The 14981-nt window shown below is 52.7% G+C and carries 12 protein-coding genes; all 12 read left to right on the top strand.

Features of this window, described 5'->3' with window-relative positions:
* The coding region (locus tag A9587_RS20150; protein ID WP_236942428.1) for a hypothetical protein at window positions 1-745 on the top strand (745 nt) is incomplete at its 5' end.
* 279 nt (window positions 746-1024) lie between these two features.
* Entirely contained in the window at window positions 1025-1288 is a 264-nt protein-coding gene (locus A9587_RS20145; RefSeq protein WP_000939273.1) for a PAAR domain-containing protein, read from the top strand.
* Between the two features lie 2 nt (window positions 1289-1290).
* Window positions 1291-2499, top strand: a complete 1209-nt coding sequence (locus tag A9587_RS20140; protein ID WP_105263759.1) for a hypothetical protein — start codon at window positions 1291-1293, stop codon at window positions 2497-2499.
* Window positions 2492-5863, top strand: coding sequence for an ImcF-related family protein (locus tag A9587_RS20135; RefSeq protein WP_105263760.1), 3372 nt, complete (start codon window positions 2492-2494; stop codon window positions 5861-5863). Before A9587_RS20140 ends, A9587_RS20135 begins: the two co-directional genes overlap by 8 nt.
* A gap of 2 nt (window positions 5864-5865) precedes the next feature.
* Window positions 5866-6135, top strand: coding sequence for a hypothetical protein (locus tag A9587_RS20130; RefSeq protein WP_105263761.1), 270 nt, complete (start codon window positions 5866-5868; stop codon window positions 6133-6135).
* The gene (gene tssA / locus A9587_RS20125; RefSeq protein ID WP_105263762.1) at window positions 6132-7745 is read left to right on the top strand and encodes a type VI secretion system protein TssA; all 1614 of its coding nucleotides are present in this window, start codon (window positions 6132-6134) and stop codon (window positions 7743-7745) included. The genes A9587_RS20130 and tssA overlap by 4 nt, the downstream gene beginning before the upstream one ends.
* Before the next feature lie 33 nt (window positions 7746-7778).
* Window positions 7779-9548 carry a type VI secretion system baseplate subunit TssF gene (tssF, locus tag A9587_RS20120; RefSeq protein ID WP_105263763.1) on the top strand — a complete coding sequence of 590 codons (1770 nt, stop codon included), beginning with the start codon at window positions 7779-7781 and terminating at the stop codon, window positions 9546-9548.
* Window positions 9512-10600, top strand: coding sequence for a type VI secretion system baseplate subunit TssG (gene tssG / locus A9587_RS20115; RefSeq protein ID WP_105263764.1), 1089 nt, complete (start codon window positions 9512-9514; stop codon window positions 10598-10600). The genes tssF and tssG overlap by 37 nt, the downstream gene beginning before the upstream one ends.
* A gap of 33 nt (window positions 10601-10633) precedes the next feature.
* Window positions 10634-11158: a type VI secretion system lipoprotein TssJ gene (gene tssJ / locus A9587_RS20110; RefSeq protein ID WP_001601258.1), complete on the top strand. Its 525-nt coding sequence runs from the start codon at window positions 10634-10636 to the stop codon at window positions 11156-11158.
* 4 nt (window positions 11159-11162) lie between these two features.
* Window positions 11163-13634 carry a type VI secretion system Vgr family protein gene (locus A9587_RS20105; protein WP_105263778.1) on the top strand — a complete coding sequence of 824 codons (2472 nt, stop codon included), beginning with the start codon at window positions 11163-11165 and terminating at the stop codon, window positions 13632-13634.
* Window positions 13634-14515 carry a DUF6402 family protein gene (locus tag A9587_RS20100; protein WP_105263765.1) on the top strand — a complete coding sequence of 294 codons (882 nt, stop codon included), beginning with the start codon at window positions 13634-13636 and terminating at the stop codon, window positions 14513-14515. Before A9587_RS20105 ends, A9587_RS20100 begins: the two co-directional genes overlap by 1 nt.
* A complete protein-coding gene (locus A9587_RS20095) occupies window positions 14512-14937 on the top strand; it encodes a DUF6201 family protein (RefSeq protein ID WP_105263766.1) in 426 nt (141 codons plus the stop codon). The genes A9587_RS20100 and A9587_RS20095 overlap by 4 nt, the downstream gene beginning before the upstream one ends.
* Window positions 14938-14981: the final 44 nt, after the last annotated feature.

Raw genomic sequence — 14981 nt, 5'->3', positions numbered from 1 at the left:
GGGAGGAGGGATGAAGAAACTAATTTTTGCGATATCTGTTTTTTTTACTTCTTGTGTATTGGCATCTGATATAAAACCAATTCCTCTTGTTGGAGTTAAAAGTGAGAGTGCAGAGTATTCTGCTATTTGTAGTTCTGTCAAAAAATACTGTGGTAAAAACAGCCAAACAAAAATATTGAAAAATAAAAGTAATCCGAATGATATTTTTTTGATTACATCATCTCGGGTTTTTGTGAAAATTAATGGTGGTGAAAGGTATTCAATTTCTCAAGTATGGAACTTTAGTAATTATGTTATGAAAGATAATTCTAACGATGAAGGAGAGGAATTATCAGATAGTGGTATTACTATTTTTCCGGCCTTATATCCCTTGAGTAGATCTAAAAATGCAATTGCTCTGGTTCGGAGATGGTCTACGTCTTATTCAGGAGGAGGTAAGGAAGTGGAATTTGCTGATTTTATAATGCTGAATGAAGATGGGACATATAAAACGGCATTTTCTGACATCCCATTTTATAGCAAGGAGCAGGTAAGAGCATGTTTTTCTGATTCTGATTACAATAAAAAATCACATTGTTATGATGAAAGTTGGAGTGTTTTGAATATATCAATTATTGATAATGGAGCTGAATTCTATCTATGGGAGTTTATCACGAAATCATACAACTGGCCTTCATTTGTAGATAAAGCCAGAATAAAAAAGAGCGTCGATAAAAAAACATTATATCCATTCGAGAACCCCTGAAAGATGAACTGAAGTATCTGAGCAAAACATCCATAAAAATCAATGTAAAAAATAAATAAATTTTATTTTCTTTACCGAACGCTAATAATGTTAGTGCTTATCTTATTTCCAGAGGTTAGGTAAGTGTTGTGCGGATGTTACAAGATAATGAGTGAGTAAATATTGGTTATATCAATGCAAAAGGTTTTGCCTCTTATGATCCTGGATCAAAGCTGAGATACTTGAGCAATAAATATTAATTTATTCTGTCCTGTAAACAATAAATTAACGGAGATACAAATGTTGCAAATCATTAGAAAAGGCGACAAAACCACTCACGGCGGTTCTGTTATGACCTGTTCAGACACCATGATATTTGGTGGGATTGGCGTGGCACGTAAAGGTGATATGGTTTCCTGTCCGATACCTGGACATGGCCCGACAACCATCATCGAAGGCAATCCTGATTATCTTGATAACGGGATCCCGGTTGCCTTTCATGGTCATAAATGTGGTTGTGGCTGTACATTGATCAGTTCTTTTGCACCTGCAAAGGTTGCCTGAGTATGCCAGTCCTGCTGGATACCATCCCTGAAAAGGCGGCGAAGGTTCCACGGCCTGATACCCGTCGGTGGCTGCTGTTTCTGGCGTTTGTCATGTCAGGAGGATTTGCGTTAACGCTCTGGAACTGGACGACAGAACGCACAGGCTTTATTTTCTGGTTTACTGCACTGGGATTGCCTTTCTGTCTCTGGGGACTGCTTTTCTCCCTGCGCCGGTTTGCATACAAAGCAGAGCAGGTGGGGGCTGAGTCCAGGAATGTGGAGCGCGAAGCGCTTATTGAGCGCGAAACCTGTCGGGGGCAGCGCTGTGGCTGGATACTCGATACATACGTTCAACACTTTTCAGGAAATAGTCCCGGTGCACTGGTTAACGCAGTTAATCATACTGTTCCAGCTTCAGAGACCTCAACGCCACGTGGTTCCAGATCTGCTGTCAGGTATGCAGCCTTACCCGGTTTTCAGACTGCTCTTGATACAGAACTTATCTCTGTCACGTCAACACTCGTCACCCATGTACAAAAAATTACTGACACCCTGTCGAAAGATATTTCTTGCTGTCTGATGCTGGACTGTGACGACGATATCCGTCCCGGGCTGGAGGAACACTTCAGAAATGAACTCACGGCCAGAACCGGGAGAGTCTTCAGACTACTTGCGGGCAAAGGTCTGGCGGGGTTTGATGCCTGGCTGGATCAGCGCTGGGATACGCCGGGCATTCTTGCAGGCGTGACGTTTTCATTGCCTGCGCAGCCAGATGAAGGTGACGCCGATGCCATTACTCTCGTGGTGCTCAGCAACCGTAAGGTTGCTGGCTATCCGGATGCAGTATGCCTTCATCGCCCTGAAAAGGGCAAGGAAGCCCGGCTTGTGAAAACGCTGAACAGGGCACTGTTATGGGCCGCAACAGCCCCTGAAGCACTAAAAACGGCCTGGTATACAGGTCCGGTTCTTTCAGGTGGAAGTGGATGGAATATGGCCTGTGAAGATAACGGGGTGACATTCAGTCTGTCAAAAGACAATCATGGAATTGATTCTGCTCTGGGATATGCCAGACGTGCCGCTCCCTGGCTCGCTGTAATTCTTGCCTCAGTGGCATGCAGAGATAATGGCCCGCAGGTTATCGCCGCCCAGCCCACCACTGACAAAGACGACGTCTGGATCGCCGTCATCACCAAAGAAGAAGCTCGCAAGGAATCACCCGGGAATGGCTAAGGTAAAAGTAAAAACACTCATCGGCTCTGTTGTAACTGTCGCCTTTTTTCTGACGGTCATTGTGGCATTTCTTTTTTATGCTTTTCCGGAAAACGTCGCTTCGGCCACCGGCTTCGGTCCGTATGACGGGCAGCGCATACTCACATTCTGCGCCATACTGGTTGCCACGTTGTTTTTACTCGGCTGGCTGACGGAGAAGGCTTTCGACTTCGCCGGTAAATCCGGGCTGTATTTCCAGTGGGGGCAGAAAAAGGCTGAGAGTATCACTCCGGTGACGAACACCAGTCCCGGTGAAGAAGACGATGATGAACCGGTTTTCAGTGAAGATGCCGTTTCAGAACATTTGCGCTTTCGCTATGGGCGTCGCTGGCAGCGTAAGGTACGACTTCTGCTGGTGATGGGGGATCCGGATGTGGTCCGGAAAGCGGCCCCGGGCCTTTGCCATGACCTCTGGCAGGAAGGCGACGGCTACGTGCTGATTTATGGCGGAGACGCGCAGTCACTCCCGGACGAGATCTTCCTTTCAAAACTGAAGCGTCTGCGATCCGGTCAACCGGTTGATGGCATCATTCAGGTGATGAGTATTTCAGCCCTCCCGACGGATGGCGAACGGGATGCCCTCCTGCGTTACCGTCAGAAAGCCGACCATCAGCTGGGCTGGCAGGCGCCGGTCTGGCTGTGGCTGACTGACAACGCTACCGGTGCCCGGCAGGACGCGAAAGCGGCCGCAACGGGGGTCATCTTCGGACCGGAAGGTACCGTGAAAGGTGCGGACGAAGCGTTTTCCGCACTGGCGTTACACCTGCAAAAAGCAGGAATGGCAAAGATACTGAATGATCCTGCTGATTTCGGTCCCCTTCAGTTGTCACTCAGACTGCGGCAGGAGCTGAAAGCCAGCCTGGCTGCTTTGCTCAGTGGACTGATGCAGGGGACTGCGGCCTGGCGTTTACGCGGTGTCATGTTCAGTCCTGAACTGACCGTTGCCGGAGCGGTACCAAACACATGCCCCGACACACCGGCCTGGAAAGCCGTCATTGATGACTGTGATGTCGTCAGCGGCAGAACACTGGGCTTTAACTGGCTGAAGATGCTGCGATTGATTCTGCTTTCCCTGATTGTCCTGTGGGGGACCGGTACATTGCTGTCTCTGCTCGTTAACCGTACTCAGATTTATCAGGCGCAGGAAACGGCGAGACAGGCAGCGGATACAACAAAACCACTGGCTGAACGCCTGCGCAGCCAGCTTGTACTCCAGCAGGCCATTGCCCGTCTGCAACATCGTGAGGCAACCGGTGCGCCATGGTACACACGATTTGGTCTTAATCAGGACAGCGACACACTGGCCGCGCTCTGGCCGCTGTATGCGAAAAATAACGCACAGCTGATGAGGGATGCCACAGCAGACAGCCTCAGGCAGCAGCTGAATGCCTTTGTGCAACTCCCTCCTGCCAGTGATGCCCGTACGCAGGGCACACAGCATACTTACGACATACTCAAAAGTTATCTGATGCTGGCGCGTCCGGACAAAGCGGACGCCGGCTGGCTGGCAAAAAATGCGCTGAAAGCCTTACCGAAACGCCGGAATGTGCCGGATGGCATATGGCAGAACGTCGCACCGAAACTGCTGGGGTTTTATGCGCAAAACCTTCCGGCGCATCCGGAATGGAAAATTAAGCCTGACGATGAATTAATCAGTACGGTCCGTCAGATTCTGCTTAAGCAAATTGGCCAGCGGAATGCTGAGTCCGGGTTATATCAGGAGATGCTTAAGCGCGTGGCCAGTAACTGGCCTGATTTAACACTTACGGATATGACCGGTGACACCGATGCTTCGACGGTATTCAGCACTGATGAAGTCGTTCCGGGAATGTTTACGCGCCAGGCCTGGGAAGAGCAGGTACAGGATGCGATTAACGAAGTCGTCAGAACACGCCGCGATGAAATTGACTGGGTACTGACGGACAAGACGCATCAGACAGGGAGCGATATCTCTCCGGAGGCGCTGAAGACCCGCCTGACTGAACGCTATTTTACCGATTTTGGTAATGCCTGGCTGAACATGCTCAACAGCATACAGTGGCATGAACCCACGTCACTTTCCGAAGCCATTGCCCAGTTGAGTCTGATCGGTGATGTCCGTCAGTCTCCGTTAGTTGCACTGATGAACACGCTGAACTACCAGGGGAAAACGGGGCAGAAAGGTGAGGCACTGGCTGATTCAATCGTGGATTCAGCGAAAAAGCTGCTCGATAAGAATAAAAATGGCAGGCAGTTTATTGAACAGGCACAGGGCCCTGAAGGCCCGCTCGATGGGGTATTTGGACCGCTGACGGGGCTGATGGAGGGGAAAGAGGGGGCGGGTAGCAACGGTAATCTGAGCTTCCGGTCCTGGCTCGCCCGTGTAACCCAGATGCGGCTGAAGCTTCAGCAGGTTACCAGCGCCCCGGATCCGCAGGCGATGTCGCAGATGCTGGCCCGGGCCGTGTTTCAGGGCAAAGCCATCGATCTGACGGACACCCGCGATTACGGCAGCCTGGTTGCAGCAAGTCTGGGGCAGGAATGGAGTGGATTTGGTCAGTCGTTGTTTGTGCAACCGCTGGATCTGGCCTGGCGGCAGGTGCTTGTCCCGGCTGCGGGCAGCCTCAATGCCCGCTGGCAGACAACCATAGTCGATCAGTGGAATAAGGCTTTTGCGGGGCGGTACCCGTTTAAAGCCACCGGCAGCGATGCCTCCCTGCCGTTACTGGCACAGTTCCTGCGTAGCGACTCGGGTCGGATCACGACGTTCCTGAAAACTCATCTTGGCGGGCTCCTCCACCAGGAGGGGAGTCGCTGGGTTGTTGATCCTTCCGCAAGCCAGGGGATGGTTGTCAGTCCGGATTTCCTCCGGGCGATTAATCAGCTGGCAGAGCTGTCAGATATCGTGTTCTCTCAGGGCGATGCGGGGGTTCACTTCGAACTGATGGCGCGTCCTTCACGGGATATTGCCAGAGTGCAGCTTACCCTCGATGAACAGAATCTGGATTATTTCAATCAGATGGAAAGCTGGCAGAGCTTCACCTGGCCGGGGAATACTTACTATCCTGGTGTGTCGCTCAGCTGGCGGAGTGTAAGCAGTGGTATGCAACTCTATGCCAGTCACCAGGGGAACTGGGGGTTTATTCGCCTGCTGGACGAAGCCCTGATCACGCCACTTGATGCCAGCCGCACACAACTGGTGTGGATCACTGCCGATGGTAATCCTCTGAAATTCGTCATGCGCAGCGAGCTGGGCGACGGTCCGCTTGCCTTACTGAAGCTACAGGGGTTTACGCTGCCCACCGCCATTTTTAACATTGCCGCCGGCACGGAAGGTGTTGAGTAAAGATGAACAGGGGCATTCATCCGGCGCCGGTCCGGGGGCTGATGGGCACATTTTTCACCCTTTCAGAGAACGGTTCCTTCACGCCCGTCGGCGTTTTCGCCCCCATGTCAGAAAAAACAACCGGTAAGCTACCGGAAGGGCTACCCCACTCAGCAGGAGAACGTATGCTGCTGAAATGGACGCCACCACAAATCGTCAACAGTAAGGACGACGCTTCTCCGGAAGCGGTCGTAAGGTTTATGAAAGAGACTGACAAACAGGAAAAAGAATGAGTTCACCTGAATCCCTGTTAACGGCCTGCGCCGCCAGCCAGGAAGAAAGGCTGAGCCTCATTTCCCGCGCAAATGAGGCCCTGTCGCTCTGGGATAGCTGGCTGCATCCATTTACCTCCGGATCTGAAACCGGGGACGATCCTGCATACGATGATAATTTTCAGCTGATGCGTGAAGAGATCAATAAGATTTCAGGTACCGATTCAGCGCTGTTGTGCGAACTGGCTCAGAAGTGCCTTTGCGAATGCGCCAGAGATATTCGAGTCGTGACCTGGTACGTGCTGGCCCGTCTCACCCGCGACGGTGAAAAAGGGTTGTCCGAAGGCTTATTACTTCTTGTTGCGATGCTGACCCGCTACGGACAGGCATGTCATCCCCGGCGTCCTGCCGCCCGGAAAGCTGCGCTGGAGTGGCTGAACAGTGCAAAAGTGACTGATGCACTGCTGTTATGGCCCGGGGTGGACAGCAATGAGGCCGGTCTGACGGCAGGCGCCATAAGCCTGCTGGGATCCGCCGTGGCAGACTGGCCGGAAGCTGAGAGGCCGTCTTTTGCGGGGCTTTGTTCCGCGCTTGAAAACCGCCTGGCACGTTCAGGGGGCGTGGAGGCGCTGGTCCCCCTGAACAGCAGCTCCCGGGAGACCGGGCGTGAATCAGGTCCCCCGGACTCACCACAACTGGCAGCGGTGACATCAGGCCGCGACTTACTTGACCAGGCCAGATTACTTTCCCGCTGGCTGAGCGGGCAGCCGCAGGGCTGGCTGGCTTCTCACCGGCTGATGAAGACGGTGCGGTGGGATACGGTCGATCAGCTCCCTTCGCTGGACAGTAGCGGGCGTACCCGCCTGGTCCCCCCGAAAACCGGGTATCGCGCTCAGCTTAAGCGACTCTGGCTTCAGAAAAACTGGGTTGAGCTGATTGAACTGGCCAGTCAGATGTATTGCGAAGGGGTGAATCATTTCTGGCTCGATCTTCAGTGGTATCTCTGGCAGGGGCTCAGTCATGCTGGTCAGCCCTGGGATTCCTGGTCTGACGCTGTCCTGTCAGATCTGCGGCTGTTGCTTAAACGTCTCCCGGGCCTTGAAGGACTGGCATGGAATGACGGTACTCCCTTTGCTGACGAGGTCACCCTCGCCTGGATCGCTGAAAAAGTGAATGAAGAAGACATGATGTACGGCGATGAAGCTGCCATTCCTGCCGTTGTTAATGACCAGACTGACGATGTGCTGATCCTTGAGTCTGAAGCCATGGAAAAGGGAGACACGGAAGGGCCTGAAGCGGCGCTTACCTGGCTCCAGTCCCGGCCGGGGATGGATACACCACGTCATCGCTGGCTGATACGTCTGCTCATGGCCCGGGTGGCAGAGCAGTATGGCCGGAACGATATGGCGCTTCATCTGCTTGGTGAACTCATTACCCGTGCGCCACAGCTGACGCTGGAAGACTGGGAGCCTGCTTTGTTGTTTGAAGTCCGGGCCCGGCGTCTGAAGCTGCTACGAATGAAAGCTGGTCGCAGCGAATCTGATAAAGCCCGCCTGATGCCTGAGATGGATACGCTGCTGGCGGGGCTGATCGCCATTGACCCGGCCCGTGCCATGGTGCTCTGTGGCTGATGTTCTCTTTAATCATTTTCAGGAATGCCGTGCATGGATGATTTAACCCTGCGCTATTACGAAGCAGAGATGCGCTATCTGCGGGAAGCCGGTAAAGAATTTGCCCGTGCCCATCCTGATCGGGCAGCAATGCTGAATCTGGATAAGCCTGGCGCCTGCGATCCCAGTGTGGAACGTCTGTTTGAAGGCTTTGCCTTCCTGATGGGACGTTTGCGTGAAAAGCTGGATGATGACCTGCCGGAGCTCACCGAAGGTCTGGTGAGCCTGCTGTGGCCGCACTATATGCGGACTATTCCGTCGCTGGCCATCGTTGAGTTCTCGCCTGACTGGCGTAGTCTGCGTCAGGCCGAAATACTGGCTGAAGGATTCTCCGTTCTGTCCCGTCCTGTCGGGCCGCATAAAACCGCCTGTCAGTACCGGACGACCCGTGATGTGTTGCTACAACCGCTGCACCTTGCGGATGCCCGCCTCCATACTGAATCCGATGGCCGCTCTGCTATCCGCCTGCGCTTCGAATGCCCTGAAAAAGTGGACTGGAATAAAGCCGGGATCGATAAAGTTGCCATTTTTCTTAACGCAGAGGCGCCGGTAAGCGCTGCTCTGCATCTGGCAATGACCCGGCGTGTACATGCCATGTATGCGCGTCATGCCGGGACATATACCGGACGTCATCAGTTTGATGGCTGGTGCAGACCCATGGGCTTTGACGACAATGACTGCCTGTGGAAGAAAGCCGATACTGCCTTCAGTGGTTACCAGTTGCTGCTGGAGTATTTCAGCTTCCGTCCGAAGTTTATGTTTGTTGAACTGCGCGGCCTCGACACCATCGGGCTCACTGCGGCCAGTACCTGGTTTGAAATCGACATTGTGCTCAGTGAAGCCTGGTCATCCGGTTTGCCTTTTGAGACAGAAAACTTTCGCCTGCACTGTGCGCCGGTTATCAATCTCTTTACCCTGGAAGCCGACCCGCTGATCCTTAACCCGCTGGATAACGAGTACCTGCTCAGGCCGCTGCGTCTTCAGGATGGTCACACCGAAATTTACAGCGTCGATAACATTCACGGTTCGGTGAAGAATGGCAGACACCCTTATGTCCCGTTCACCAGCTTCCGGCACCGGGGCGGTATGATGCGCCACGATGCTCCTGAGCGTTATTACCACACCCGCGTGAAACGGGGACCCTCCGGCCTGTATGACACATGGTTAGTTCTCGGGGGGCGTTCGTTCGAACTGGAGCAGTTGTCTGATAAACCGGAGTCCCTCTCGATGCGAATCACCGCCACCAACGGGCAGCTTCCGCGCAGGGCGCTGGAAAGTACGCTCCTGGACAGGGTGGTCAAAACCGGCAAAGTCCCCGTCAGAGTCATGAACCTCACCGCACCGACGATGCCACTGTATCCCCCGGCAAATGACCGGTTTCACTGGCGGGTGATGAGTCACCTCGGATCAAACTTTCTCAGCATGATGGACAATCCGGAGGTGCTGCGGGGGACGCTGGCGCTCTATGACTGGACCGACGATGAAATGAACCGCCGCCGGCTTGAAGCCATCGTTGCCGTGAAGCACACCCTGATCCGCCGTTTTGAAAAGGGCTTTATGCTCCGTGGTGTGGACATTGAGGTCACGCTGAATATGGATAATTTTGCCGGCGAGGGCGATGTGAATCTTTTCGGGGAGATGTTGCACCGTTTCTTTGCGCTCTACGCTGATGTCCACCTTTTCAACCAGCTCACACTGGTACTGCAACCCACAGGGAAACGACTGAGATGGAAAGAGAATCACAACCTGCACGTACCGGGCTGACGCAGGCCCTGGCTCTTAACAACGATATCTGGCGGGCCAGTTTTTATCGTTTCTGCCAGCTGCTGGAGCTGGAAAATCCGGACGGGCCAAAACTGGGCACGACCAGCCATCCGGGCGATGATCCGGTGCGATTCAGGCCCTGGCCCGGGATGGGATTCCCGGTCAGCACCCTGAAAGCGGTGGAGATCGACGAAGACCGTCCGACATTACCCCCAACGATCCGCACGACATTTCTCGGAATGTATGGGGTGGACTCACCTCTGCCGACATCCTGGCTGGATGATATTGTGCAGCGCCGTGAAGGTCATGAGGCGCTCACCTCATTTCTGGATATTTTCAGCCATCGCATCACCACCCAGTACTACCGGATCTGGCGAAAATATGCGTATCCGGCCACTTTCGAGGAGGGGGGGCGCGATGCCATATCGCAGTGTCTGCTGGGACTGGTCGGGCTCGGTATACCCGGCACCGCTGAACAGGTGGCAACGCCGGTTTCCCGTTTTCTGGCCTTACTGGGTGCCATGCGATTACCCACCCGCAATGCTGAAGGCATACGGGCTCTGGTGAGTCTGCTGGCACCGGATACCCGCGCACTTATCACCGAACCCGATCCGGTTAAGGTCCATATCGGTAACCGCAGTGGACTGGGTGCCGGAAATCGCATCCGCCTTTCGCAGCGGGCCACGCTGGGTAAAACGGCAGGGGAAGCATGCAGCCGGCTCCTGATGACACTGGAAACAGCGGATCCGAACGAGGCGGAAGGCTGGTTGCCCGGTGGTGTCCTCCATACCGATTTGCTGGTCCTGCTGCGCGTTTATCTTGGCTACCGCAGTGACGTCCGGCTGCGTCTTACTGTACCCGTGCAGTTGTTGCCTGAGCCCCGCCTGGGCAAAAGCAGGCCTGTTCAGCTGGGTCGTACCGGTTTACTGGGGCTGAAAGCGGGGAAACTCAGCAATGGCCGGGAGAGTCTTACGGTCAGTCTGGGTTGCTACGAAGGGCTGAAATGTGCTGCGTTACCGCCTGCTGAAGACGGACATTATCACTTCGAATAATCACCTGTTCTCTCTCAATAAAGGAACGCCTGAATGGTAACAGTAATCCGCTGGTGGGCGCCGATGTTTATTGCCTGTGGCCTGCTCGCAGGCTGCGGTCTGACGCAGACCGTCACGGACGGCACGATCAGCATCACGAAATCCATCTTCTATAAAAAAATCAAAACGCTGCATCTGGATTTTACCCCGCGTACGGCCATTAACGCTGATGGTGCACAGACACCACTGGCGACGATGGTGCGGGTTTACCAGCTCAGGGATCGTAAAGCGGTTGATGCCGCCGATTACCAGATGCTGCTGCGCCGGGCCGATACCGTACTTAAGGACGACGTGCTGGCCTCAAAAGAACTGCTGGTGATGCCCGATGGTAGCGTGACGCTCAATATGCCCATGGATGAAGATGCGCAGTTCGTGGCTGTGGTGGGACTGTTTAACCGCCCGGATCAGAAGGACAATCGCTGGCGCCTGGTACTGACGCGTGATGACCTCAATCCGGATAAGCCCCGCACCATTGAACTGGGTGATGGCTGGCTCAGTCTTGTGCCGGTAAAGGAGTGACATGATGGATAACCGGTCAGCGTTTTTTGACGGGCAGACCCGTTACTTTCTGGAAATTAATGGCAGTGCAGTAAAGCCTGATGTTTTACGTTTTCGTGGCAGGGAAGCACTGAGTGAGCCGTTCCGATGGGACATCGGGTTCACCTCCCGGAATGCGAACATACCTCCGGAAGAGGTGCTGATGAAATATGCGTCGTTGCGGATGCGTAACGGCAAAAATGTCCATGGCATTGTGACCCGTCTGGAATGGCTGTCCACATCGAAAGACCAGTCCCACTACCGGCTTACACTCAGCTCCCGTCTGGCACTGCTGGAGCATACCCGGCAGTGTGCCGTATTTCAGAATCAGTCCGTTCCTGAGGTGGTGGAGCAGGTGCTGCGCAAACACGGGCTGGAGGGCGCTGATTTTGAATTCAGACTGGAACGCGCTTACCCGTCGCGTGAAATTATCACCCAGTGGCAGGAAACGGATTTGCAGTTCATTCAGCGCATTCTGTCTGAGGTGGGGATTTACTGGCGCACGGAGATGGATGATGTGCGCGGACTGGATACGTACATTTTTGCCGACAGCCAGCTTCACTACCAGTTTGATGTGCAGCTGCCTTACAGCGAGCCCTCGGGGTTGTTCGACGGCGCAGCAGAATCGGTCTGGGATGTGCGGACCTGGCACAACGTCGCCACCGGCACTGTCACCACGCGTGATTACAACTACCGGACAGCCACCACGCCGATGAATGCGACGGTCAGCGTGCGTAATGATGCGGTCACCACCGGGGAGCATTACCGTTACGCAGCACCTTATCGTGAAGCGGGAGACGATGCCAGCCCGGAGCCGGAAACCGAATCTGGTGCGTTTTACGCCCGGCTTCACCACGAGCGGGAACTCAACAGGTCGGCCCGCATTCACCTGTTCAGCAACGCTGCACACCTCTCCCCCGGGCAGGTGCTGGAGCCGCAGGGGGATGTCATCACGGACCTGAAGGAAGGGACTGTCCTCACACTGGTGACTTACCGGGGAGCCCGGGATTCCCGGCTGCATGTGTCAGCATGGGGAATGCCTTACACCGAACGTTACTGTTTCCGTCCGGCAGAAATCCCGCGTCCGGTCATCCCGGGCACGCTTCCGGCACGGATTGAGAGTCGCGAGAAGAATGATATCTATGCCCATCTGGACGGGCAGGGGCGTTACCGGGTGAAGATGGACTTTGACCGGGAGGGGACGGAACCCGGATTCGGCTACCTGTGGCTGCGGATGGCAAAACCCTGTGCCGGTGAAACGCTGGGCTGGCATACGCCGCTCAGTGATGGCACCGAAGTAGCGATTGCATACAGCAATGGCGATATTGACCTGCCCTACATCGCGTATGCACTGCACGACGCTGAGCATCCTGACCCCGTGAACCGGGACAATCACACCCGGAACATCCTCAGAACCCCCGCTAACTCAAAACTGCGGATGGAGGACAGGCGCGGTGAGGAGCATATCAAACTCGCCACGGAGTACGGTAAGACACAGTTTAACAGCGGACATCTGGTGGACAGCCAGGGGCAACTGCGGGGTAAAGGCACAGAGCTGCGTACCGATGAGTGGGGAACCCTGAGAGCAGGGAAGGGACTTTTTGTTGCTGCGGATGCGCAGGCGAAAGCACAGGGCGAAGCACTGGACATGGATGCCGCGCTGAAGGAAATCGACAGGCTTAATCAGCAACTGCAGCAACTGGAAAATGCCGCAGAACGGGCACAGGCGCTGAGGGCTGATATTGACAGTCAGATACAGATGTTTGGGCAACGGCTGAAACCGCTCAATGAAGCGCTGGTCTTCTCCGCTCCGGAAGGTATTGCCCTGACCAGCGGTGAAGATATGCAGCTGGCTGCTGGTCAGAATCTGGCGGTTAACGCCGGAGGTGATATCTGCACCGGAACAATGGGCAACCTGACCGCGCTGGCCGGAGAGAGGCTGGGGCTTTTTGCCCGGACCGGTCAACTTAGCCTGAAATCCGGGGAAGGGGCAGTGGATGTTCAGGCACAAAACGGCAGTATGCGGTTGTTTGCTGAGAAGAAGCTGACGCTGAGTTCGGCAAGTGATATCTCCTTTGCCGGGAAAAAACGCATCACGCTGATTGGCGGGGGAAGTTATCTGCGACTTGAAGCCGGGAAGGTCGAGTACGGTACGACGGCGTCGTATCTGCGCAAAGTGAAGCGGACAATGGCGGCGGGAAGCTGTACTCTGGATCAGGGCGCTGTTGAAATGCCAGCGCCATTACCAAGTTTATCATGCGGTCCAAATACAGTATGTTTCAGGATCATGGATTCTTTAACAGGTTCTGAAGATATAGAGTTTGCATATCAGTTACAGACATCTAGTGGCACAGTGGTAGGAATAACTGATTCAGCCCTGACGCATGCAGTAAATTCAGATACCGAAGAAAACGTAAATCTGGATTATGTTTTCCAGATAAGAGCGGGGATAAAGTAATGGCTGTTTCATCAACAACCACCTCAAAAGTGCAGGAGCAGCAGGAAAAAAAGGTCAGTGTTGATTTCTTCCACATTGATATGATTCCCAATGCAATGAGAAAAATGGGCTGGGAAATAGCTCCTGAGCTAATGGAACATTGGTTTAAAATTTCACCGGCTTATTCGTTTGATGGTGAATCAAAATATGATTCACTTAACAGAGATGCCAGAACTCTCCCACCAGAAAGAGTGAACGTAGATATTGTCAAAATGGATTGGGCCATTAAATATGAGCAAGTTGCTTCAGGTATTCAGAAATTAAAAAACTCATGGAATACTATTAAATCCAGAAGTGTATTAAAGAGTCGTTTAATACGATTGGGCTATGATTTAAAAAAAATCGAAACCATTGGTATGTCAGAAGACGTGACATTCCTGGATGCTACGGCTCAGGTCAACTTTATGCGAATAGGAAGCAAGGCTGATACTGTTAATGATTGGTATGGTGCAATAGGTAATGCAAATCTGAAGGTCTGCCTCAGAGGTTGCGTGAACCACGATGGTGGAAATTTTATAGTCAATGTAGATGCTTTAGGGTTTTATTTAAAAGACACTTACGATTTCTTGGATGATGATTTTCTGGGATTACATATTCCAGAGTTACTTGGTGTATGGAGTAAGTCAAGAATTTTAAACAAAGCTGAAACTTTGGTCTATATGTCAAGTTATACACAGGGTGTTTTCGGTCTGCTTGCAAGAGAATTTAGTGGTTTTGTTCCGGTGTTTAACAGTGACTTTAGAAAATGGCGAGAAAAGCATAACTCTGGTGGAGATTTTATTGTATTTTCAGATGTGTTATGGATTTCGCCTCTCGAAAAGGACAGGGTTATTAAATTATGAAAAGTAAGCGTATAATCAAACTGTTATTACTGTTTTTTTTGCTTTTTTTTTGGCTTATTTTATCACCCGTTTCATTTTTCGGGAAGTTTAATTATGCCTATGAATCCAGAAGTCATGACGGTCAGTATAAGGCCGTTGCATATTATGTGCTTCCAACAACGCCTTATGCCGTATATCAGTGCTTTATAAATAAAGATATTTTTGTTGTGCTGTATGATAAGGACGGTAAATATTTAGGTCAAAGCTCACCATTTCATTTCTCCGGGGTGGAGGGCGTTTTTGGTGATGCTGTTTTCTTTCCCGGTGAATTAACCGGAGATGATTCCTTTTCGATTAATGGTGTGAGTGATTATGTTGATGGGTACTCGATCTCCTCGAAATATAAAAAGTGGTGGAGTCTGGTCATTTCTTTGTTTCATTAACCCATGGTCTTATCTTAATGGTTTTAGTAATGAAGAGTGTGTAT

The sequence above is a fragment of the Escherichia sp. MOD1-EC6162 genome, assembly GCF_002965125.1.
Taxonomy (GTDB): domain Bacteria; phylum Pseudomonadota; class Gammaproteobacteria; order Enterobacterales; family Enterobacteriaceae; genus Escherichia; species Escherichia marmotae.
The sequence above is the reverse complement of the archived record's forward strand: the minus strand, read 5'-3'. Positions and strand labels throughout refer to the sequence as shown.